This is a genomic window from Mycobacterium sp. SMC-2 (assembly GCF_025263485.1).
In the GTDB taxonomy this organism is placed as follows: domain Bacteria; phylum Actinomycetota; class Actinomycetes; order Mycobacteriales; family Mycobacteriaceae; genus Mycobacterium.
Genome location: NZ_CP079863.1, coordinates 2666325 through 2687013, shown reverse-complemented (window position 1 = coordinate 2687013; position 20689 = coordinate 2666325). Strand labels below are relative to the sequence as shown.

Genomic DNA, 20689 nt, shown 5'->3' with positions numbered 1-20689 from the left:
CCCGATAGTCTACGCAGCGATCGCCGGGTGTCGCCGGTGCCAGCAAGCCTACGAGGATCCGAAAATCTCGGCCAAGGTGTCATGGAGGTCGGGATCCGCCAGGACGACGACCTCGTCGCCCGCCCGAAGTTCGGTGTCGCCCCGGACCGGCACCAGGCCGGTGGCGCGGACCACGATGCTCACCCAGATGTCGCCGACACGGTCACCGAGCCCCTCGACCGTGCATCCCTCGGCGGTCGACCCACGGGCAACGCTGAAGCGATGGGCCCCCTGCGGTTCGTCCGCGAGCCGGACACCTATCTCCCACGGCCGGGTCTCCACGGTGCGCATGGGCAGCTGCAACAGATTCGCGACACCGGGCACCGAGCTGCCCTGCACCAGCACTGAGAATATGACGACGACCACCACGATGCCGTATAGGCGTTCGGCGTCGGCGACGTGGGCGGCCCTGAGGAACTCGCCCAGCAGGATCGGGACCGCGCCCTTGAGCCCGGCGAACAAGATGAAGACGCGTTCGTTGCGCTGTAGTCGGACTGGAACCAGGCAGGAGCCCACCGCCAACGGACGAATCACCAGAGTCAGGGCCACACCGAGTGCGAGCCCGGGAATCCAGACATCGGGATGGGTAAGCACGTTGAGGTCGACGGTTAAACCCAGAACGGCGAACGCGACGATCTCGGCGAGGCCGGCCAGGGCGGCGTGGAATCGCTTGATCTCCGGCTTGTAGGGCGCGCGGGCGTCGCCGATCACGATGCCGGCGACGAACACCGCCAGAAACCCCGAGCCGTGCGCGAGCGTGGCGATGCCGTACAACATCAGGCTGGACGCCAGCGTTCGCAGCGGGTAGAGGCCTTCGCTCGGTAGTGCAACGCGGCGCATGAAGACCAGCAGGGCACGGCCGCCGATCACCCCGACGGCCAGGCCGATCGCCATCTGCAGCACGAATTGGGTTCCCACGCTGGCGAATCCGGCTGCGCTGAGGCCACCGGCGGCAATCAGGCTGGACATCAAGGAGATGCCGACCGGATCATTGGCGCCGGACTCGCCCTCCAGGATGGTGCCGCTGCGACCCCTGATCTCGCGTTTGCCCAGGACGGAAAAAACCACGGCCGGATCGGTGGGGGCGACGGCTGTGGCCACGAGCACCGCCGGGAACCAGTCGATTCCGCACGCGTAGTGCACCATCAGCGCCGCCCCCGCGGCGGTGAGTGCGGTGCCCACGACTCCCACCGACAGGATGGAAACAGCCGCCGCGCGGAACCGCCACGGCCCGATGTGCATGCCGCCGTCGAACAACACCAACACCAACGCGATGGTGATCACCCGTTCCACGGTCCGCTCGGACGGCGACTGCACCACGGGCACCGCATGCACCGCCACGGCGGCTCCGACGAGCACGAGCAGGGGCACCGGGATCTTGACCCGCTCGGTAAGACGGTTCGCCAACACTGCGGCCAAACCGACTGCGCTGCAGAACAAAACGACCAGCGCGTACCCAAGAGATTCGTTCACGATGGCCGCAATCGCATGAAGCTGCATACGCCGACGGGTTCTTGTGTGGTAGGCACCCGAGCCTTTCGGTTGGTCAACAACGGCACCGCCGACCAGACTTCCCGGCACACCGCGACGGAGTCTAGCCGCTGCAACGTTGGTTCCTCTAGTTCCTAGCGGGTCAACAGCGCGACGGATTCGGTGTGGTGGGTGAGCGGGAACGCGTCGAACACCTTGATCTTCTCGACGGCATAGCCACGGCCGAGGTAGAGCCCGATGTCTCGTGCGAAAGATGCCGCCTCGCAACCGATGTGCACCACCCGCGGAACTTCGGCGGCGGCCAGAAGGTCGATGATTTCGCGCCCGGCGCCCGCTCGCGGCGGATCCAGCACCGCCACGTCGGCGCTCGATCGTTGCGCGCCCAGCGCCCGCCGCACCGAGTCGGTGACGACCTGCACCTGCGGCAGGTCGTCCAGCGCGGCCCGGGCGGCCCGCGTCGCCGCCCGGGAGGTGTCCACGCTCAACACCCGCCCGGACTCCCCGACCGCGGCGCCGAGCGCCGCGGCGAAAACGCCCGCGCCGCCATAGAGGTCCCAGGCGGTCGCGCCGGGCCTCGCCTGCGCCCAGTCGGCCACCAGCCGGCTGTATACCGGGGCCGCGCCGCGGTGCGCCTGCCAGAAGGCGGTCACCGGGATCCGCCAGCTGCGCGCGCCCACTCGCTGCACCGCCTCGTAGCCGCCCTGGACCACCTGGGTCGCGGTCCGTCTGCCCTGCCGCAGCGTGCGCACTACGTGCCGCGCGTCGTCGTCGTCCACGACGACGTGCAGTTGCGCCGTCGGCGGCCATTGGGATTCGGCGAGCCCGTCGAGCATGCCGGCCGGCAACTGCGCGCAGCGCAGGTCGGTCACCAGCTCGTCGCTGTGATACCGGTGAAAGCCTGGCCGACGGTCCGGGCCCACATCGAGCCGGACGCGGGTACGCCAACCCGTCGGCCCGGCATCCGAGAGCGGATCGGCCTCGCCCTCCCAGTGGTGTCCGCCCAGTCGCTGCAGCTGGTTGGCCACCACTTGCGCCTTCAGCGCGCGCGCCGCCTCCGGCGCGACGAACGCCAAGTCGCAACACCCGGCACCGTCAACGCCGGCAATGGGGCACAGCGACTCGATGCGGTCATCCGCCGGCTCCAGCACCTCGACAACCTCGGCGTGACAATAAGATCCGCGGTCGGCGGTGACCCGCACCCGCACTCGCTCACCGGGCAACGCGTAGCGGACGAACACCACGCGTCCTTCGTGGTGTGCCACGCAACTGCCGCCGTTGGCCGGGGCGCCGGTGACCAACGTCAGCTCCTCGCACGGGGGCAGCGCCGCGCTGGGCGCGCGGGGTGATCCGCGGGTCAATCGAAGATTCCCCGACGAGTGTCACCGGGGGCCACGTGATGCTGCAGCGTCTTGAGCCGCTCCGACGAAGTCAGTTGCCACGGAACGGAAGTCACCATCACGTTGGGCATGAACAACAACCTGCCCTTGAGCCGCAGCGCGCTTTGGTTGTGCAGGAGCTGCTCCCACCAATGGCCTACCACGTACTCGGGAATGAACACGGTGACGACGGTGCGCGGCGACTCTTTGCTGATCCGCTTGACGTAATCCAGTATCGGTCGGGTGATTTCGCGATACGGCGAGGCGATCACCTTCAGCGGCACGCTGATGTCGCTTTCTTCCCACTGGTGCACCAACTCGCGGGTTTCCCCGTCGTCGACGCTGACGGTGAGCGCCTCGAGCACATCGGGACGCGTCGCACGGGCGTAGGCCAACGCACGCAAGGTCGGCAGGTGCAGCTTGGACACCAGCACCACGGCGTGATTGCGGCTGGGCAACACCACGTCGTGCTGGGCGGCGGCCTGCTCCTCCAGTTCGCGGGTGACGGTGCCGTAGTGCCGGTGGATCATCTTCATCAGTCCGAACAGCAAACCCATCGCGAACAGCGCGATCCACGCGCCGGCGACGAACTTGGTCACCAGGACGACCAACAGAACCGCACCGGTGGAGAGCAATCCGACCGTGTTGACCACCCGGGAGCGCATCATCTTGCGCCGCGCCCCCGGGTCGGTCTCGGTGCGCAGCAATCGGGTCCAGTGCCGCACCATGCCGATCTGGCTCAGCGTGAAGGAAATGAAAACGCCAACGATATACAGCTGGATCAGGGCGGTGACCTGCGCGCGGAACGCGATGATCGCCAGCAGCGCCGCGCCGGACAGAAACAGGATTCCGTTGGAGAACGCCAACCGGTCCCCCCGGGTGTGCAGCTGGCGCGGCAGGTAGCTGTGCTGCGCCAGGACCGAGCCGAGCACCGGGAAACCGTTGAACGCGGTGTTGGCCGCCAGCACCAGGATGAGCGCGGTCACCGTGGCGATGAGCAGGAAGCCGATGTGGAAACTGCCGAACACCGTTTCCGCCAGCTGGGTGACCAGCGTCTTCTGGTAGTAGCCCGGCGGCGCGCCGGTCAGTTGCGTCGCGGGATCCTCGACCAGCTGCACCCGGATCTGCTGGGCCAACACGATGATGCCCATCAGCAGGGCCACCGCGATCCCACCCAGCATCAGCAGCGTCGTCGCCGCGTTGCGCGACTTGGGCTTCTCAAAAGCCGGGACGCCGTTGCTGATCGCCTCCACGCCGGTCAGCGCCGCGCAGCCCGAGGAGAACGATCGCGCCACTAGGAACGCCAGCGCAAAGCCGACGACCTGGCCGTGCTCGGCGTGCATCTGGAAGCCGGCCGATTCCGCCCGCAGCGGATTGCCCAGCACGAAGATCCGGATCAGGCCCCAGCCGATCATGATGAAGACGCCGAAGATGAACGCATAGGTCGGAATCGCGAACGCCACCCCGGACTCACGGATCCCGCGCAGGTTCAACGACATCACCAGCAGGATCGCGCCCACGCAGAACCACACCTTGTGCTGGGCCACGACCGGGATGGCCGAGCCGATGTTCGACATCGCCGACGCCGTCGAAACGGCAACGGTGAGAACGTAATCCACCATCAGCGCGCTGGCGACCACCAGGCCGGCCGTATCGCCGAGGTTGGTGGTGACCACCTCGAAGTCGCCACCGCCCGACGGGTAGGCGTGCACGTTCTGCCGATAGCTGGCCACCACCACCAGCATCACCGCGGCCACGGCGAGACCGATCCAGGGCGTCCACGCGTACGCGGTCACGCCGGCGACCGAGAGCATCAGGAACACCTCTTCGGGCGCATACGCCACCGAGGACAACGCGTCGGAGGCGAACACCGGCAAGGCGATCCGCTTGGGCAGCAGGGTGTGACTGAGCCGGTCGCTGCGAAACGGCCGACCAATTAGCAACCGACGCGTTGCGGTTGAAAGTTTGGACACGAGAGCCAAGAGTAAGCCCACATGGGTTTGGCGGTAACTTCGTAGGCGAGAATGTTTGCCGACCCGAAATCGGCTGGCCGACGTGGGTTGCCGATTGGGGCGCAGAACGCAGCCGAGAGGATCGGAAAGTGCGAGTAGTGGTGATGGGCTGCGGCCGCGTCGGTTCCTCGGTGGCCGACGGGTTGTCGCGGATCGGCCACGACGTCGCGGTCATCGACCGTGACAGCACCGCCTTCAACCGGCTCAGCCCGGAGTACGCCGGGGAGCGGGTGTTGGGGCAAGGATTTGACCGGGACGTCCTGCTGAGGGCCGGCATCGAGGAGGCCGACGCGTTCGCCGCCGTGTCATCCGGGGACAACTCGAACATCATCTCGGCGCGGCTGGCCCGCGAGACCTTCGGGGTCAAGCGCGTCGTGGCCCGGATTTACGACGCCAAACGGGCCGAGGTCTACGAACGCCTCGGCATCCCGACGATCGCGACCGTGCCCTGGACCACCGATCGGCTGCTCAACGCGCTGCTGCGGGAAACCGAAACCGCCAAATGGCGGGATCCGACCGGCACGGTGGCCGTCGCCGAGGTCGTCCTGCACGAAGAGTGGATCGGGCACCGGGTCACCGATCTCGAGGAGGCCACCGGCGCCCGGGTCGCATTCCTGATCCGGTTCGGTGCCGGCGTCTTGCCGGAACCGAAAACCGTCCTGCAGGCCGGCGACCAGGTCTACGTCGCCGCGATCTCGGGCCGCGCGGCCGAGGCTGTGGCCATCGCGGCCATGCCACCGAGTGAAGACCTCTCATGAATGTGAGCTTTGAGGAGCGGCGAAAATGAAGACCGCCGACGACGAAGAAGCCGGCGCAGCCGGGTTTGAGGAGCGGCGAAAATGAAGGTAGCTGTCGCCGGGGCCGGCGCGGTCGGCCGCTCAGTCAGTCGCGAACTCATCGGCAACGGCCACGAGGTGACGCTCATCGAGCGCAACCCCGATCACGTGGACGTCGACGCCATCCCCGCCGCGCATTGGCGGCTCGGCGATGCCTGCGAGCTGAGCCTGCTGGAATCGGTGCACCTGCAGGAGTTCGACGTGGTGGTCGCCGCCACCGGCGACGACAAGGCCAACGTCGTGCTCAGCCTGCTGGCCAAGACGGAATTCGCGGTGCCCCGCGTGGTGGCCCGGGTCAACGACCCGCGCAACGAATGGTTGTTCACCGACGCCTGGGGCGTGGACGTGGCGGTGTCCACACCGCGCATGCTGGCGTCGCTGATCGAAGAGGCCGTCGCCGTCGGTGATCTGGTGCGGCTCATGGAATTCCGCCGAGGGCAGGCCAACCTCGTCGAGATCACCCTGCCCGACGACACGCCGTGGGGCGGCAAGCCGGTCCGCCGCCTGCAGTTGCCCCGGGACGCCGCGCTGGTGACGATCCTGCGCGGCCCGCGGGTGATCGTGCCCGAGGCGGACGAGCCGCTGGAAGGCGGCGACGAACTGTTGTTCGTCGCGGTCGCCGAGGCCGAGGAGGATCTACGCAAGCTCCTGCTGCCGGACGGCCCGGCGCTGGACGACTAGTCGCGGACGGGACCGACCCCGCCGGCCGACATGGCGCGCTGCGCCGATTTGATGGCCACGTACGTCGCCAGCGCGGCCGCCACGGTCAGCGGCCACCCCATCGCGATCCGCGCGACCGCAAGCCAACCGGTCTGGTCGGCGTCGTAGAGCATTCCCTGGACCACGAACCGGGCGGCGAAGACCAGCGCCCAGCAGACCGAGGCGATGTCGAACGCGTAGACGGCCCGGGGCACGGCGCGCCAGTCCCGACCCCGCCCGCTCGCCCAGCCCCACGCGTAGCCGACCAGCGGCCGCCGGATCACGACCGACAGGGCGACGACGACTGCCCACAGCAACGACATCCAGATGCCCAGCAGGAAATAGCCCTTGGACTCCCCTACCACGTAGGCCACGAGCGCGCAGATGGCGACGCCGAAGAACCCGGAGAAGGCCGGCTGCGGGGATTCCCGTCGAACGAGCCGCCAGAGCAAAACCAGTGCGGCCACGGCCAGCGCGGACGCGATCGCCACGAACAAGCCCGACACGCTCGAAGCAATGACGAAGATCACAACGGGCAGCGACGAATAGATGGCGCCGCTGACCCCGCCCACCTGTTCCAGTAGGCGTTCCGGCGTGATGCGGCTGGCGGTCGAGCGTTCGGGCACGCCCGACTCGTGGGGTTCCGGACTTGACCCCGAGTCGGCGGGTCGCGTCACCGCTGAATTTCGTAGTGCGGGTTGTAGATGGCCTTGGCCCCGTTCTCCAGCTCGCCCAGCCGGCCGCGCACCCGCAGCTTGCGGCCCGAGTCGATGCCGGGTATCCGGCGCTGGCCCAACCAGACCAAAGTGACGGTGTCGCTGCCGTCGAACAGCTCGGCGCGGACACCGCCCGCACAGGTCTTGCCGTTACATTCCACGCTGCGCAGCGTGCCGACCATGGTGACCTCTTGGCCACGCTCGCAATCGATAATCCGTTGCGCGCCGGTACTTGCGACCTCGTCGGACAACTCTTCAGAGTCGCGTTGCTCCGGAGCCTCCGTCAAGCGACGGGTGAGCCGGCGCAGATATCCTTGGGCCCCCATGGCCACTCCTGACAATGCTCATAAGCCTCGGCGCTTCCATTTATGCCAACGGACACCGTAGACCTGTTGGTTCCCACGCGCCAACCGACTCAAACACCCCTGTTGGGGCGCAGTTGAACACCGGGCACTATCGGAGGGTGGCTGTCGATCTGCGGGGTGTCACCGCCGTGTTGTTGCCCGGCACGGGCTCCGATGACGACTACGTTGACCGGGCGTTTTCGGGTCCGTTGCGCGCGGTCGGCGCCGTGCTGCTGGCCCCGCCGCCCCGCCCCGATGGGCTGATCGCCGGGTACCTTGCTGCCCTGGACGCCGCCGCGCGCACCGGCCCGATCGCCGTCGGGGGCGTGTCGATCGGCGCGGCGGTGGCGGCCGCCTGGGCACTGGCCCACGCCGACAGGGCGGTGGCCGTTTTGGCGGCGCTGCCCGCCTGGGCCGGCGCTCCAGAGTCGGCGCCCGCGGCCCTCGCCGCGCGGCATACGGCGTCGCAGCTGCGCGCCGACGGACTGGATGCGACGACCAGTCAGATGCGGGCATCCAGCCCGCCGTGGCTGGCCGACGAGCTGGCCCGTTCGTGGCGGGCCCAGTGGCCACACCTGCCCGACGCGATGGACGAGGCCGCCGGCTACGTGGCGCCGAGCCGCGACGAGCTGGCCCGCCTGAGCGTGCCACTGGGCGTGGCGGCCGCCGTCGACGATCCCGTCCATCCGCTGCAGGTGGCCGTGGAGTGGGTCGACGCCGCCCCGCGCGCGGCGCTGCGGACGGTGACGCTCGATCAGATCGGCTCGGACCCCGCCGCACTGGGCGCGGCGTGCCTGGCCGCTCTCGACGACGTGAGCTGAAGGTTGGGGTCAGCCGCCGGTGGTGGTGCGCAGCTGCTGCATGGCCGAGCCGTCCGCGCTGCGGCGCGCCGCCGGCTCGTTGGACCCCGACTCCGCCGCGGCCTGCTGCGCCTCGGCTTGTTGGGCGGCCGCGGCTTCCCGCAATTGTTGCGCCATCGGCTCGGGCAGCTGGACGGTCAACGGTGTGCGCACCGGAAGCGGTGTGTCACCACGGCGAACCACGGTGTCGGCCAACGCCGCTCGCGCCTCCTGCTCGAGGGCTTCCATGGTCTCGTGGGGGCCGTTGATGACGCAGCGGATCATCCAGCGGTAGCCGTCGACCCCGATGAAGCGCACCGCACCGGAAGCGGAGCCGACCACCTCGCGGCCCCACGGGCCGTCCTTGATGCTGACTTTGGCCGAGTCCTTGCGCAGCGATTCGGCGAGCTCACTGGCCACCTCGCGCCACAGGCCGCCCGTCTTCGGTGCGGCGTAGGCGGCGATGGTGAAGCGGCCGTTGGATGTGACGACCCACACGGCGCTCGGGACCCCGGTCTCGGTCAGCTCGACCTGCAGCTGCCCCGCTTCCGGCATGGGAATGAGCACCGAGCCCAGGTCCAGACGCGCCAGCTCGGCGACCGACGGGTCGTCGAAATCGTCGATGTCGAAGGGGCCCTCGAGTTCTTCGATCTCGTCGGAAGTCTCGTCGCCGGGGGGCGTCACGATATCGCCGCCCGCGCCGACCGGATTTTCTTCGCTGTCGTCATTGCGTGCGCGTTTACCGAATGCCGCCATCACAAACTCGCATGTCCTCCGGAGGAACCGTGGCCACCATCGCCACGGGATGTTTCGGCCAGGCCGGCCTCGTCGAACGAGGCCACCTCGACCAGCTCGACCAACTCGACCCGCTGCACGAGCAGCTGGGCGATCCGGTCGCCACGATGCACCACGATGGGCTCGGCCGGATCGAGGTTGATCAGCGCGACCTTGATCTCGCCGCGATAGCCCGCGTCGATGGTGCCGGGACTGTTGACGATCGAAAGTCCCACGCGCGACGCCAATCCCGAACGCGGGTGGACCAATCCGACCATCCCGAACGGAATCGCGACCGCCACGCCGGTGCGTACCAGGGCGCGTCGCCCGGGTTCCAGCTTGAGGTCCTCCGCGCTGTAGAGATCCACCCCGGCGTCGCCCTCGTGGGCGCGCGTGGGCAGTGGAAGCTCGGGATCAAGGCGGATGATGGCCAGACTGGTCGACACGGGGCCACAGATTACCCTTGACTGCGTGTCCGGTACGCGCGTCGCGCCGCACAGCGTGCGATATCGCGAACGACTGTGGGTGCCATGGTGGTGGTGGCCGTTGGCCTTCGGGCTGGCGGGGCTGATCGCCTTCGAAGTGAACATGGGTGTCGCGCCGCGACCTTCCTGGCTGCCGTACGCAACGCTCTTCGCGGTGGCGGCCGGAACCTTGTTGTGGCTGGGCCGCGTCGAGATCCGGGTCACCGCTGATCCGAACGTCCCGGGCGGGGTGGAACTGTGGGCCGGCGAGGCGCACCTGCCGGTCACCGTGATCGCCCGGTCCGCGTCGGTCGCGCCGTCGGCCAAGTCCGCGGCGCTGGGCCGCCAACTCGACCCGGCCGCCTTTGTGCTCCATCGGGCATGGATCGGACCGATGATCCTGGTCGTCCTCGACGACCCGGACGACCCGACGCCGTACTGGCTGGTGAGTTGCCGCCGCCCCGAGCGGGTGCTGTCGGCATTGCGCAGCTGACCCCGAAACCCGTCAGGCCGCGCAGTCGGTACAGATCATCACGCCGTTCTTCTCGCTGGCCAGCCGGCTGCGGTGTTGCACCAGGAAGCAGCTCGAGCAGGTGAACTCGTCAGCCTGCTTCGGGATGACGCGAACCGACAGTTCCTCCCCGGACAAGTCGGCGCCAGGCAGCTCAAAAGATTCAGCGGTCTCGGATTCGTCGACGTCGACGACGGCCGAAGCCGCCTCGTTGCGTCGTGCTTTGAGCTCCTCCAGCGAGTCCTCCGAGACATCGTCGGTCTCGGTGCGCCGCGGAGCGTCGTAGTCGGTAGGCATTGCCCTATCCCCTCACATGCCCTCGTTGGTCAAGCATCGCTTTGTACCAGCGTCGAACGCATCCACCAAATGATTCGTGCCCGTGCAGCCGTCCGTTCAGGTGTGATTTGCGTCACACGTCCATTCTGGCCCTTGCGTTCGCCTTTGAACAGTGCGTTTAGAGTGCACCTGTGGTCGCACAAATCACCGAGGGTACTGCCTTCGACAAGCACGGTCGGCCCTTCCGGCGACGCAATCCCCGGCCCGCCATCGTCGTGGTGGTCTTCCTGGTCGTGGTGACCGCCGTGGCGTGGACTATCGCGCTGACCCGACCGGCGAAGGTGCACCAGGTCGCCGTGTGCAACCCCCCGCCGCAGGCGGCCAATTCGGCGCCGGCTCAGCTCGGCGAGCAGGTGTCGCGCAGCGCGATGATGGACGTCATGCCCGCCAAACTCGGCGACACCAAGGTCCACGTGCTCAACGCCAGCGGCCGGGGCGGGCAGGCCGGTGACGTCGCCGGCGCGCTGAAAGACCTTGGGTTCGCCCAGCCGACCGCCGCCAACGATCCGCTCTATGCCGGCACCCGGCTCACCTGCCAGGGCCAGATCCGGTTCGGCACCGCCGGGCAAGCCACCGCGGCCACCGTTTGGCTGGTGGCGCCGTGCACGGAGTTGTTCAACGACAACCGCGCCGACGACTCCGTCGACCTGGCGCTGGGGACGGACTTCACCGCGCTGGCCCACAACGACGACATCGACGCCGTCCTGGCCACCCTGCGCCCCGGTGCCACCGAACCGGCAGATCCCGCGCTGCTCAACAAGATTCACACCAGCAGCTGCTGACGAAGCGTCAGTCGAGAATCGGGTCCAGCCCGTCGACTTCGTTCAGCGCGGCCAGCAGCTCGTCGGCGATTCCCGGCGCGGCGGCCAGCACTAGGCCAGCCCCGTCGATGTCGGGTGGCGGCAAGGAAACCCGCGCCCCGGCCTCGGCCGCGATCAGCGCACCAGCGGCACAGTCCCACGGCTGCAGGCCGTGCTCGTAGAACGCGTCGAGCCGGCCCGCCGCGACCATGCACAAATCCAGCGCCGCCGAGCCGATCCGGCGAACGTCGCGCACCACCGGCAGCAGCCGCGCCAACAACGCCGCCTGCGCCGCCCGGCGCTGCCGTGAGTAACCGAAACCGGTGCCCAGCAACGCCATCGACAGATCGTCGACCGCGGCGCACCGCAACGGTCTTACGCCTTGCTCGTCGACGACATGCGCGCCGAGACCGATCGCGGCCGAGTAAACCCGGCCGCCGACGACGTCGGCGACCGCGCCCGCCACCGACACGCCGTCGACCTGTACACCGATCGACACCGCGTACGCCGGAATGCCGTAGACGAAGTTCACCGTGCCGTCGATGGGATCGATCACCCATGTGACCGCGCCGGCGGGGGCGCCCGCCGGATCGGCCGGGCCGCCACCTTCCTCGCCGAGAATCGGGTCACCGGGCCGCAATTCGGCCAACCGGTCCCGCAGCAGGCGCTCCGTTTCCGTGTCGACGACGGTCACCGGGTCGGTGGGGGTGCTCTTCGACCGCACCGCGGCGCCGCCTGAGGATTTCGAGCCTGCCGCGGCCGCACCGAACACTTCGTCGCGGCGGCGCCGCACGAACGCGGCGGCTTCCGCGGCCAACGACTCGGCCACCGTGCGCAACCGGGCGGGCTCGTCATCTCCTCGGGTCACCCGTCTATCGCATCACAGGCGCCACGGCTCCGCAGATACTCCGTAGCCGCATCGGCGCCGGGCTAAGGTGGGCGGACAGCCAAGTCACGTCGAGGAGCTTCGATGACCAGCACCGACTCGACCACGGATACGCCCGGCGCCGGCACCGCCGTCGGCACCCCCCAGCGTCGGGGATTCGGCATCGACGTCGGTGGCAGCGGCATCAAGGGCGGCATCGTCGACATGGACACCGGGCAGTTGATCGGCGAACGGATCAAGCTGTTGACCCCGCAGCCGGCGACGCCCGCGGCGGTCGCCAAGACCATCGCCGAAGTTGTCCACGCGTTCGGCTGGACCGGTCCGCTCGGGGTGACCTACCCCGGGGTGGTCACCCGCGGCGTCGTGCAGACGGCGGCCAACGTCGACAAATCGTGGATCGGCACGAACGCGCGCGACATCATCAGCGCCGAGCTGGACGGCCAGGACGTCACGGTGCTCAACGACGCCGACGCCGCCGGGCTGGCCGAGGAGCACTACGGGGCGGGCAGAAACCAGTCCGGCCTGGTCGTGTTGCTGACGTTCGGCACGGGAATCGGCTCCGCGGTGATCCACAACGGCACGCTGATACCCAACACCGAGTTCGGGCACCTCGAGGTCGGCGGCAAAGAAGCCGAACAGCGGGCGGCGTCGTCGGTCAAAGAGAAGAACGGTTGGAGCTTCGAAAGGTGGGCCAAGCAGGTCACCCGCGTGCTGGTGGCCATCGAGAACGCGGTGTGGCCGGACCTGTTCATCGCCGGGGGCGGCATCAGCCGCAAGGCCGACAAGTGGCTACCGCTGCTCGAAAACCGCACTCCGGTGGTGGCTGCGGCCCTGCTCAACACTGCCGGGATAGTCGGCGCGGCCATGGCCGCCACCTCCGACGTGACCCACTGATTTTCCGCGGCGCGGCCGTTCGCCCGCTGACTGTCGTTACAATGGTCATCGGCGGCCGCCCGAACGATAGCGTGCAACCACCGACGCTGATCCAACGCCGACATCGACATAGCAGACACTTTTCGGTTCACCATGCCCAATACCCACCGAAGGTGAGCCCAAACGAAGGGGTGTAAGTGGCAGCGACCAAGGCAAGCCCGGCAACCGACGCGCCGGTGAAACGGACCGCCACGAAGTCTTCGTCCTCCCCCGCTAAGCGACCCGCGGCCAAGGCCGCTCACGGCTCGGCCGCCCCCGCGAAGCGCGCCGCCAAGGCGCCGGCGCGGGCCGCCAAGGCGCCGGCACGGGCCGCCAAGGCCGAGGCCGAGGCCCCTGCCAACGCCAAGAAGACCCGCGCGGCCAAGGCAACATCGGGCCGCGGAACGAAAGCGGCCAAGGCCGCCCCGGCGGACCCCGAGATCGACCTGGAGGTCGTCGAGGATCTCGATGACACGGAGCTCGACGCCGAGCCCGGCGAAGACCTCGAGATCGACGCCGCCGACCTGAGCCTCGACGACCTGGAGGACGAGGTCGCGACCGACGGCGAGGACGTCGACGTCGACCCGGTCGACGCCGACGACAGCGAGGAAGAGGCAGCCGCCCCCGCCGCCGCGGCCGGCCCGGCTGCTGCGGATGAGGACGACGAAATCGCCGAGCCCTCCGAAAAGGACAAGGCCTCTGGCGATTTCGTCTGGGACGAAGACGAGTCTGAGGCGCTGCGCCAGGCTCGCAAGGACGCCGAACTCACCGCCTCCGCGGACTCGGTCCGCGCCTACCTCAAGCAGATCGGCAAGGTCGCGCTGCTCAACGCCGAGGAAGAGGTCGAGCTGGCCAAGCGGATCGAAGCCGGCCTGTACGCCACGCAGCTGATGGCCGAGATGGCCGAGCGGGGCGACAAGCTGCCCGCCGCTCAGCGCCGCGACATGATGTGGATCTGCCGGGACGGCGATCGCGCGAAAAACCATCTCCTGGAAGCCAACCTGCGCCTCGTGGTGTCGCTGGCCAAGCGCTACACCGGCCGCGGCATGGCGTTCCTCGACCTGATCCAGGAAGGGAACCTGGGCCTGATCCGCGCGGTCGAGAAGTTCGACTACACCAAGGGCTACAAGTTCTCCACCTACGCGACGTGGTGGATCCGCCAGGCCATCACCCGGGCCATGGCCGACCAGGCCCGCACCATCCGCATCCCGGTGCACATGGTCGAGGTGATCAACAAGCTGGGCCGCATCCAGCGCGAGCTGCTGCAGGACCTGGGCCGCGAGCCCACGCCCGAAGAGCTGGCCAAGGAAATGGACATCACGCCCGAAAAGGTGCTGGAGATCCAGCAATACGCGCGCGAGCCGATCTCGCTGGACCAGACCATCGGCGACGAGGGCGACAGCCAGCTGGGTGATTTCATCGAGGACAGCGAGGCCGTGGTGGCCGTCGACGCGGTGTCGTTCACCCTGCTGCAGGACCAGCTGCAGTCGGTGCTGGAAACCCTCTCCGAGCGCGAGGCCGGCGTGGTACGGCTGCGGTTCGGCCTCACCGACGGCCAGCCCCGCACCCTCGACGAGATCGGCCAGGTTTACGGCGTCACCCGCGAGCGCATCCGTCAGATCGAGTCCAAGACGATGTCAAAGCTGCGCCACCCCAGTCGTTCCCAGGTCCTGCGCGACTACCTCGACTAAAGAAACCACCGTCCGCGCGGAACCTACTGCCGCGCAAGAACACTCAATCTCAACCGGAAAACCCGTCGCAGAAGCGGCGCCGCAGTCGTACGGTGAGCGCATGTCAGCCAACCGCACAATGATCTCGTCGGACTCCGAGTTCGAGACGGCCGTCGGCTATTCGCGCGCGGTCCGGGCGGGCCCGCACGTGTCGGTGGCCGGAACGACCGGCGCCGGGCCGGCCGGGGACATCGCGGCGCAGACCCGAGACACCTTGCAGCGCATCGAGATTGCGCTCGGCCAGGCGGGTGCAGCACTCACCGACGTGGTCCGCACCCGCATCTACGTCACCGACATCTCGCGCTGGCGCGAGGTCGCGGCAGTGCACGCCGACGTGTTCGGCGCCATCCGTCCCGCGGCGACCATGGTGGAGGTGTCCGCACTGATCGCACCCGAGTTGCTGGTGGAGATCGAAGCCGACGCCTACGTGGACCCGCCCAACGGCGGAAATGCACCGTCGGGGCCCGGTCGGTAGTCGGTGACCCGTATCACGGCATCTATCGGCAGCGGACCGTATAGGTGCGGGAACAGCATCGACTCAGGATCCGTTGCTACGCCTGGCTCCCAACGAACTTCAGAGTCCAGCCGCGCCGGGTCGATGTGCAGCAGCACCAGATCAGGGCGACCCCGGTAAAGCCGGTTGGCGGGCAGATGGACCTGCCCGGGCGCCGAAAGATGGATGAACTGTCCGCCGCCGGACGCGTCGGGGCGAATCTCACCGGTGGCGCGGGCGCGGGACCACTCGTCGCGCCCGCACAGATGTACCAGCAGGTCAGGAGCGAAAGCCACGGATGATCACTGTAGAGAGCCAGTTGAAACGAAACGTTTACACCTCGTGAGAAACGACACACCCGATAACGATCGGGGAACAACGCGAAAACCCCATACGTCTGAGAGAGTGAATGAAAGCAAGAACGGAGAAGCCATGAATGCAACTCTGACCAGTCCCGAGCTCACCCGGGCGGACCGCTGCGACCGCTGCGGTGCCGCTGCTCGAGTCCGTGCCACGCTGCCTTCAGGAGCTGAGCTTCTCTTCTGCCAGCACCACGCCAACGAGCACGAGGCGAAGCTGACCGAGCTTTCCGCCGTCCTGGAGGTCAGCGGAAGCTAGTCCCGTCGAACTCACCCCTCGCCAATGTGGGCGAGCCGGGCGGTCTTCGGTAATGCTGGACGGGTATGAGCGATCAAGTCGCAAAACCGTCCCGCCATCACGTCTGGCGACTCACTGTGAGGACCCTCTCGAAAAGCTGGGATGATTCCATCTTTTCCGAGTCGGCCCAGGCGGGTTTCTGGTCGGCGCTGTCGCTACCGCCACTGCTGCTGGGAATGCTGGGCAGCCTGGCCTACGTGGCGCCGCTGTTCGGCTCGGACACGTTGACGGCGGTCGAGAAGAGCATCATCTCCGCGATCCGCAGCTTCTTCTCGCCCAGCGTCGTCAACGAGATCATCGAGCCGACCATTCGTGACGTCACCGCCAACGCGCGTGGCGAAGTGGTGTCGGTGGGCTTCCTGATCTCGATGTGGGCAGGATCGTCGGCGATCTCGGCCTACGTGGACGCGGTGGTGGAGGCGCATGACCAGACGCCGCTGCGGCATCCCGTGCGCCAGCGGCTGTTTGCGCTGTTCCTTTACCTGGTGATGCTGGTGTTCGTGGTGATTGCCGCGCCGGTGTTGGTGGTGGGCCCACGCAAGGTGAGCGAACACATCCCGTACAGCCTGGCCAACGTGCTGCGCTACGGCTACTACCCGGCGCTGATCCTCGGCCTGCTGGTCGGGGTGGTCATCCTGTACCGGGTGGCACTGCCCCAACCCCTCCCGACGCACCGGCTGATCTTCGGGGCGGTACTCGCCACGGCGGTCTTCCTGATCGCCACGCTGGGCCTGCGGGTCTACCTGCGGTGGATCACCAGCACCGGCTACACCTACGGGGCGCTGTCCACGCCGATCGCGTTCCTGCTGTTCGCGTTCTTCGGCGGTTTTGCCGTCATGCTGGGCGCCGAACTCAACGCCGCGATCCAGGAGGAGTTCCCGGCGCCCAAGACGCACGCGCACCGGCTGCGCAAGTGGCTGGAAGCCCGGATGACTCCGTCGAAGCGGACGACGGGCTACGCGCATGCCACGCCGGCGCCCGACGATGCGACTGTGACGGCTGAGCCGTCGCCGAGAAGCTAGTCCTTCTTCATCCGGTCGAAGATCCGCTTGCATTCCGGGCAGACCGGCGAGCCCGGCTTGGCCGCCTTGGTGACGGGGAACACCTCCCCGCACAACGCCACCACGTGGTTGCCCATGACCGCGCTCTCGGCGATCTTGTCCTTCTTGACATAGTGGAAGAACTTGGGCGTATCGCTGCCGGTCCCGTCGTCGACGCGTTCGTCGGTCTCGGTGCGCTCGATCGTCTGGGTCTGCATGCCTGACATTGTGCCCCGTAACTCGCTTCTACCGGAATCGGTCCGGTGTGGGAGAGTGGAGAAATGAAGCGCGGCTCCGAGTTGGGGTTCGACGATGATGGCAGGCCAATCCTCATCACCGCCGCCGAACCCTCCTACGAAGAGCAACACCGCGCGCGGGTGCGGAAGTACCTGACGCTGATGGCGTTCCGGGTCCCGGCGCTGATCCTGGCCGCCATCGCGTATGGCGCCTGGCACAACGGTCTTATCTCGCTGGCGATCGTCGCCGTGTCGATCCCGCTGCCGTGGATGGCGGTGCTGATCGCGAACGACCGGCCGCCGCGCCGCTCCGACGAGCCCCGGCGGTTCGATGATGACCATCGGCGCACCCCGCTGTTTCCGACGGCGGAGCGCCCGGCGCTCGAGCAGCGCCACCCGCAGGGCTGGGATTAGCCGGCACTTCTCAGGACATTCTCAGGTCGACGGCACATCTGTGCACGTCAAGACGTGTGAGATGGCCAAGGGCTGGGAACTCTCAGGGCTGATCTGTCGTTGTACTCGATGACAGTACAAAGCCGAACGGGAGGTCGCTATGGCGAACGTGAGCACGAGCAGATTTGACGGCGATCTGGATGCTCAGAGCCCCGCAGCGGACCTCGTGCGCGTATATCTCAATGGCATCGGTAAGACGGCGCTGCTGAACGCGGCGGGCGAAGTTGAACTGGCCAAGCGTATCGAGGCCGGACTCTACGCCGAGCATCTGCTCGAAACTCGTAAGCGCATGGGCGAGAACCGCCGGCGCGACCTCGAGGCCGTGGTGCGTGATGGCCAGGCCGCGCGCCGTCACCTGCTGGAAGCGAACCTGAGGCTGGTGGTGTCACTGGCCAAGCGCTACACGGGTCGCGGGATGCCGCTGCTGGACCTCATCCAGGAGGGCAACCTGGGGCTGATCCGCGCGATGGAAAAATTCGACTACACAAAGGGTTTCAAGTTCTCCACCTACGCCACGTGGTGGATTCGTCAGGCCATCACCCGCGGCATGGCCGACCAGAGCCGCACCATCCGCCTGCCCGTCCACCTCGTTGAGCAGGTCAACAAGCTGGCCCGGATCAAGCGGGAGATGCACCAGAATCTGGGCCGCGAGGCCACCGACGAGGAACTCGCCGCCGAGTCGGGCATCCCGGTCGAGAAGATCAACGACCTGCTCGAGCACAGCCGCGACCCGGTAAGCCTGGACATGCCGGTCGGCTCGGAAGAAGAGGCCCCGCTGGGCGACTTCATCGAGGACGCCGAGGCGATGTCCGCCGAGAACGCGGTGATCGCCGAGTTGCTGCACACCGACATCCGCAGTGTGCTTGCCACCCTCGACGAGCGCGAGCACCAGGTGATCCGGCTGCGCTTCGGCCTGGACGACGGCCAGCCGCGCACCCTGGACCAGATCGGCAAGCTGTTCGGCCTGTCGCGCGAGCGGGTCCGGCAGATCGAGCGGGATGTAATGTCCAAACTCCGCCACGGCGAGCGGGCCGACCGGCTACGGTCGTACGCAAGCTAAGCCCCCCAGCCAGGTAGCAAGAGGTATGCCCGCCGCGGACGCGGCGGGCATACTGCTGGTCGGGGAAGCGTTACACCAATTCATGCAGCTGGCCAAGTAGACTCGGCGTCGATGGAAGGTGCTGAATGAACGACCTGGTTGACACCACCGAGATGTACCTGCGGACCATCTACGACCTCGAAGAAGAGGGCGTGACGCCGCTTCGCGCCCGGATCGCCGAGCGCCTCGACCAGAGCGGGCCGACTGTCAGCCAAACCGTATCCCGGATGGAGCGCGACGGGCTGGTCCACGTCGCCGGCGACCGCCACCTCGAGCTCACCGACAAGGGCCGCGCGCTGGCCATCGCCGTCATGCGCAAGCACCGGCTCGCCGAGCGATTGCTGGTCGACGTCATCGGCGTGCCCTGGGAGGAAGTGCACGCGGAGGCATGCCGGTGGGAGCACGTGATGAGCGAGGACGTCGAACGGCGGCTGGTGAAGGTGCTCAACCACCCGACCACCTCCCCCTTCGGCAACCCGATCCCGGGGCTGTTGGACCTGGGCGTGGGCCCCGAGTCGGGTTCCGAGGACGCCAACCTCGTCCGGCTGACCGAGTTGCCGCCCGGATCGCCGGTGGCAGTGGTGGTCCGCCAACTGACCGAACATGTGCAGGGTGACATCGACCTGATCACCCGCCTGAAAGACGCAGGCGTCGTCCCCAACGCCCGGGTGACCGTCGAGACCGGCCCCGCCGGGGTCACCATCGTCATCCCTGGCCACGAGAACGTCACCCTGCCGCACGAGATGGCGCACGCCGTCAAGGTCGAGAAGGTCTGACCACCAGCACCACCTAGCACGCCCGGCGGCCGAACGGCCGTCGTGGCGGTAACCGCACCCCGAGCTGTTTGGCCAGCCGGTAGCCGGTGAGCGCCAGTTCGCGGATGTCCTCCGGACGTAGCCCCGATTGCAGCGCCGTGTCCAGCATGCCCGCCATCCGGTGCTCGGGCTCGCAGCGCAGCGCGGCCTCCAGCGATACCCCGGCCAGCGGCCCGTCGCCGCGGGCGTATGCGCTGAAGGCGAGCAGGACCAGCGCCTCGACCCGCCAGGGCGGGGGCAGGGTACGCGCCAGCAGCGCCCACAATGACTCCGCCTCGCCCGCATTCTCGCCGACCGCCAGGGCGTAGAAGATGTCGCGCACCTGCGCGTCGCTCAGCGCGCAGCCCAGCTTCGCAAGTTGGGCCGCAGACAGCGCCTGACCCGAGGAGACACGGGACGCGGCCGCCACGGCGTGTTTCACGTCGCCGCGCGCACAGCGAGCCGGGTCCGCGCGAATGGCCGCCCGGCGCCGGGTCGCCTGCCGATCGATGACGGCGGTCAATCCCGCGCTGCGCGCCGCGTCCTCGACCGCGATGACCGCCTGCAGGTCGGCGCGGCGCGCGTAGAGCCGCCTGCCGTCGAGCACCGCCGCGGCCGCCAGCGGCGACGCCGACGGATCGTCGACCGCGCCGCTCGCGCCGCAGCCGTCCACACAGTGCCAGCGCCCGCCGAGCGCGACCCGGTCGACCACATGGGCGGCCCAAAGCTCTATATCGTGCTCCGCCAGCGCCTTTGCGAGCGCGTCGCACAGCTGCCGGTACTCCTCGTTGCAGCAAGGGCAGTGCGCTCCCTCCGCGTCGACGACCACAGCGATCGCGGCATCCGGCCTGGCCGTGGCGGCGACCTCCGCCAGGTGTGCGACCCGGGTGGCGAGCTCCTCGGAGAGGTCGACCCGCATCACCGCGCCCAGGTCGCCACCGTCCAAAGACACCAATACCAATGATTTTTCGGGAACGAAGCCGAGAACGGCCGGCAGTGCGGCGATGAGGGCGCCGGGTCGGTTCAGTTTGAAGTCAGGTCGATGCGTTGTCATGGGCTCCACGCTCGCGGCCCGCACCGTCAGCCGGAGTTCGCGGGAATAGGTGGACTCCCGGGCCTGTGCATGAACCCAGCACTGTGAGTTCTGCTGAT

25 protein-coding genes are annotated in these 20689 nt (G+C 68.1%); 13 read left to right on the top strand and 12 right to left on the bottom strand.

The window, feature by feature from the left end:
- Positions 1 to 48: 48 nt before the first annotated feature.
- The 3 genes from KXD96_RS12805 to KXD96_RS12795 form a co-directional block, all read right to left on the bottom strand.
- Positions 49 to 1512 carry a cation:proton antiporter gene (locus KXD96_RS12805; RefSeq protein ID WP_260744899.1) on the bottom strand — a complete coding sequence of 488 codons (1464 nt, stop codon included), beginning with the start codon at positions 1510 to 1512 and terminating at the stop codon, positions 49 to 51.
- A 152-nt stretch (positions 1513 to 1664) separates the two neighbouring features.
- A complete protein-coding gene (locus tag KXD96_RS12800; RefSeq protein ID WP_260745352.1) occupies positions 1665 to 2852 on the bottom strand; it encodes a class I SAM-dependent RNA methyltransferase in 1188 nt (395 codons plus the stop codon).
- 32 nt (positions 2853 to 2884) lie between these two features.
- Positions 2885 to 4879: an APC family permease gene (locus KXD96_RS12795; protein WP_260744898.1), complete on the bottom strand. Its 1995-nt coding sequence runs from the start codon at positions 4877 to 4879 to the stop codon at positions 2885 to 2887.
- Positions 4880 to 5007: 128 nt separating this feature from the next.
- Between KXD96_RS12795 and KXD96_RS12790 the strand changes: the two genes are divergently transcribed.
- Positions 5008 to 5676: a TrkA family potassium uptake protein gene (locus KXD96_RS12790; protein WP_260744897.1), complete on the top strand. Its 669-nt coding sequence runs from the start codon at positions 5008 to 5010 to the stop codon at positions 5674 to 5676.
- Positions 5677 to 5757: 81 nt separating this feature from the next.
- Complete coding sequence (locus KXD96_RS12785; protein ID WP_260744896.1) at positions 5758 to 6435, top strand: TrkA family potassium uptake protein; 678 nt, start codon at positions 5758 to 5760, stop codon at positions 6433 to 6435.
- Here KXD96_RS12785 and KXD96_RS12780 read toward each other — a convergent pair.
- A complete protein-coding gene (locus tag KXD96_RS12780; RefSeq protein ID WP_260745351.1) occupies positions 6432 to 7079 on the bottom strand; it encodes a DUF3159 domain-containing protein in 648 nt (215 codons plus the stop codon). The genes KXD96_RS12785 and KXD96_RS12780 overlap by 4 nt on opposite strands.
- A gap of 47 nt (positions 7080 to 7126) precedes the next feature.
- A complete protein-coding gene (locus KXD96_RS12775) occupies positions 7127 to 7495 on the bottom strand; it encodes an OB-fold nucleic acid binding domain-containing protein (protein ID WP_260744895.1) in 369 nt (122 codons plus the stop codon).
- A 137-nt stretch (positions 7496 to 7632) separates the two neighbouring features.
- Here KXD96_RS12775 and KXD96_RS12770 point away from each other — a divergent pair, with 137 nt between their 5' ends.
- Positions 7633 to 8334 carry an alpha/beta fold hydrolase gene (locus tag KXD96_RS12770; RefSeq protein ID WP_260744894.1) on the top strand — a complete coding sequence of 234 codons (702 nt, stop codon included), beginning with the start codon at positions 7633 to 7635 and terminating at the stop codon, positions 8332 to 8334.
- Between the two features lie 9 nt (positions 8335 to 8343).
- Here KXD96_RS12770 and KXD96_RS12765 read toward each other — a convergent pair whose 3' ends face one another.
- On the bottom strand, positions 8344 to 9108 hold the full coding sequence (locus KXD96_RS12765; protein ID WP_260744893.1) for a DUF3710 domain-containing protein: 765 nt from the start codon (positions 9106 to 9108) through the stop codon (positions 8344 to 8346).
- Positions 9108 to 9572 carry a dUTP diphosphatase gene (dut, locus tag KXD96_RS12760; protein WP_260744892.1) on the bottom strand — a complete coding sequence of 155 codons (465 nt, stop codon included), beginning with the start codon at positions 9570 to 9572 and terminating at the stop codon, positions 9108 to 9110. The genes KXD96_RS12765 and dut overlap by 1 nt, the downstream gene beginning before the upstream one ends.
- A 25-nt stretch (positions 9573 to 9597) precedes the next feature.
- Between dut and KXD96_RS12755 the strand changes: the two genes are divergently transcribed.
- Complete coding sequence (locus KXD96_RS12755; RefSeq protein WP_260744891.1) at positions 9598 to 10083, top strand: DUF3093 domain-containing protein; 486 nt, start codon at positions 9598 to 9600, stop codon at positions 10081 to 10083.
- A 12-nt stretch (positions 10084 to 10095) separates the two neighbouring features.
- Here the strand turns inward: KXD96_RS12755 and KXD96_RS12750 are convergent, their stop codons facing one another.
- A complete protein-coding gene (locus KXD96_RS12750; RefSeq protein WP_067115263.1) occupies positions 10096 to 10398 on the bottom strand; it encodes a DUF4193 domain-containing protein in 303 nt (100 codons plus the stop codon).
- Positions 10399 to 10568: 170 nt separating this feature from the next.
- Here KXD96_RS12750 and cei point away from each other — a divergent pair, with 170 nt between their 5' ends.
- Positions 10569 to 11219: an envelope integrity protein Cei gene (gene cei / locus KXD96_RS12745; RefSeq protein ID WP_260744890.1), complete on the top strand. Its 651-nt coding sequence runs from the start codon at positions 10569 to 10571 to the stop codon at positions 11217 to 11219.
- Positions 11220 to 11226: 7 nt separating this feature from the next.
- Here the strand turns inward: cei and KXD96_RS12740 are convergent, their stop codons facing one another.
- On the bottom strand, positions 11227 to 12105 hold the full coding sequence (locus tag KXD96_RS12740; protein WP_260744889.1) for an inositol monophosphatase family protein: 879 nt from the start codon (positions 12103 to 12105) through the stop codon (positions 11227 to 11229).
- A gap of 102 nt (positions 12106 to 12207) precedes the next feature.
- On the opposite strand from KXD96_RS12740, the gene ppgK reads away from it, so the two are divergent.
- The 3 genes from ppgK (at position 12208) to KXD96_RS12725 (ending at position 15240) form a co-directional block, all read left to right on the top strand.
- Positions 12208 to 13017 carry a polyphosphate--glucose phosphotransferase gene (gene ppgK, locus KXD96_RS12735; RefSeq protein WP_260744888.1) on the top strand — a complete coding sequence of 270 codons (810 nt, stop codon included), beginning with the start codon at positions 12208 to 12210 and terminating at the stop codon, positions 13015 to 13017.
- Positions 13018 to 13193: 176 nt separating this feature from the next.
- Positions 13194 to 14726, top strand: coding sequence for an RNA polymerase sigma factor (locus KXD96_RS12730; protein ID WP_260744887.1), 1533 nt, complete (start codon positions 13194 to 13196; stop codon positions 14724 to 14726).
- Between the two features lie 100 nt (positions 14727 to 14826).
- Complete coding sequence (locus KXD96_RS12725) at positions 14827 to 15240, top strand: RidA family protein (RefSeq protein WP_260744886.1); 414 nt, start codon at positions 14827 to 14829, stop codon at positions 15238 to 15240.
- On the opposite strand, the gene KXD96_RS12720 is transcribed toward KXD96_RS12725, so the two are convergent.
- Complete coding sequence (locus KXD96_RS12720; protein WP_260744885.1) at positions 15189 to 15554, bottom strand: DUF952 domain-containing protein; 366 nt, start codon at positions 15552 to 15554, stop codon at positions 15189 to 15191. The genes KXD96_RS12725 and KXD96_RS12720 overlap by 52 nt on opposite strands.
- 136 nt (positions 15555 to 15690) lie before the next feature.
- Between KXD96_RS12720 and KXD96_RS12715 the strand changes: the two genes are divergently transcribed.
- Complete coding sequence (locus tag KXD96_RS12715; RefSeq protein WP_007171575.1) at positions 15691 to 15876, top strand: hypothetical protein; 186 nt, start codon at positions 15691 to 15693, stop codon at positions 15874 to 15876.
- A gap of 65 nt (positions 15877 to 15941) precedes the next feature.
- Positions 15942 to 16937: a YihY/virulence factor BrkB family protein gene (locus KXD96_RS12710; RefSeq protein ID WP_313901643.1), complete on the top strand. Its 996-nt coding sequence runs from the start codon at positions 15942 to 15944 to the stop codon at positions 16935 to 16937.
- Here KXD96_RS12710 and KXD96_RS12705 read toward each other — a convergent pair.
- Positions 16934 to 17173 (bottom strand): DUF3039 domain-containing protein, encoded by a 240-nt coding sequence (locus KXD96_RS12705; protein ID WP_260744884.1) that lies wholly within the window; start codon positions 17171 to 17173, stop codon positions 16934 to 16936. The genes KXD96_RS12710 and KXD96_RS12705 overlap by 4 nt on opposite strands.
- Before the next feature lie 45 nt (positions 17174 to 17218).
- Between KXD96_RS12705 and KXD96_RS12700 the strand changes: the two genes are divergently transcribed.
- The 3 genes from KXD96_RS12700 (at position 17219) to KXD96_RS12690 (ending at position 19519) form a co-directional block, all read left to right on the top strand.
- On the top strand, positions 17219 to 17605 hold the full coding sequence (locus KXD96_RS12700) for a DUF3099 domain-containing protein (RefSeq protein ID WP_260744883.1): 387 nt from the start codon (positions 17219 to 17221) through the stop codon (positions 17603 to 17605).
- 139 nt (positions 17606 to 17744) lie between these two features.
- On the top strand, positions 17745 to 18704 hold the full coding sequence (gene sigB / locus KXD96_RS12695) for a sigma-70 family RNA polymerase sigma factor SigB (RefSeq protein ID WP_260744882.1): 960 nt from the start codon (positions 17745 to 17747) through the stop codon (positions 18702 to 18704).
- A gap of 125 nt (positions 18705 to 18829) precedes the next feature.
- On the top strand, positions 18830 to 19519 hold the full coding sequence (locus tag KXD96_RS12690) for a metal-dependent transcriptional regulator (RefSeq protein ID WP_260744881.1): 690 nt from the start codon (positions 18830 to 18832) through the stop codon (positions 19517 to 19519).
- 13 nt (positions 19520 to 19532) lie between these two features.
- Here KXD96_RS12690 and KXD96_RS12685 read toward each other — a convergent pair whose 3' ends face one another.
- Positions 19533 to 20591, bottom strand: coding sequence for a DUF4192 domain-containing protein (locus KXD96_RS12685; RefSeq protein ID WP_260744880.1), 1059 nt, complete (start codon positions 20589 to 20591; stop codon positions 19533 to 19535).
- Between the last annotated feature and the right edge of the window lie 98 nt (positions 20592 to 20689).

Excerpts from the sequence above, each read along its gene's own strand:
- KXD96_RS12785 (WP_260744896.1), top strand. The coding sequence starts at position 5,758 with ATGAAGGTAGCTGTCGCCGGGGCCGGCGCGGTCGGCCGCTCAGTCAGT.
- KXD96_RS12775 (WP_260744895.1), bottom strand. The coding sequence starts at position 7,495 with ATGGGGGCCCAAGGATATCTGCGCCGGCTCACCCGTCGCTTGACGGAG.
- KXD96_RS12765 (WP_260744893.1), bottom strand. The coding sequence starts at position 9,108 with ATGGCGGCATTCGGTAAACGCGCACGCAATGACGACAGCGAAGAAAAT.
- KXD96_RS12750 (WP_067115263.1), bottom strand. The coding sequence starts at position 10,398 with ATGCCTACCGACTACGACGCTCCGCGGCGCACCGAGACCGACGATGTC.
- ppgK (WP_260744888.1), top strand. The coding sequence starts at position 12,208 with ATGACCAGCACCGACTCGACCACGGATACGCCCGGCGCCGGCACCGCC.
- KXD96_RS12725 (WP_260744886.1), top strand. The coding sequence starts at position 14,827 with ATGTCAGCCAACCGCACAATGATCTCGTCGGACTCCGAGTTCGAGACG.
- KXD96_RS12715 (WP_007171575.1), top strand. The coding sequence starts at position 15,691 with ATGAATGCAACTCTGACCAGTCCCGAGCTCACCCGGGCGGACCGCTGC.
- KXD96_RS12710 (WP_313901643.1), top strand. The coding sequence starts at position 15,942 with ATGAGCGATCAAGTCGCAAAACCGTCCCGCCATCACGTCTGGCGACTC.
- KXD96_RS12705 (WP_260744884.1), bottom strand. The coding sequence starts at position 17,173 with ATGCAGACCCAGACGATCGAGCGCACCGAGACCGACGAACGCGTCGAC.
- sigB (WP_260744882.1), top strand. The coding sequence starts at position 17,745 with ATGGCGAACGTGAGCACGAGCAGATTTGACGGCGATCTGGATGCTCAG.
- KXD96_RS12690 (WP_260744881.1), top strand. The coding sequence starts at position 18,830 with ATGAACGACCTGGTTGACACCACCGAGATGTACCTGCGGACCATCTAC.
- KXD96_RS12685 (WP_260744880.1), bottom strand. The coding sequence starts at position 20,591 with ATGACAACGCATCGACCTGACTTCAAACTGAACCGACCCGGCGCCCTC.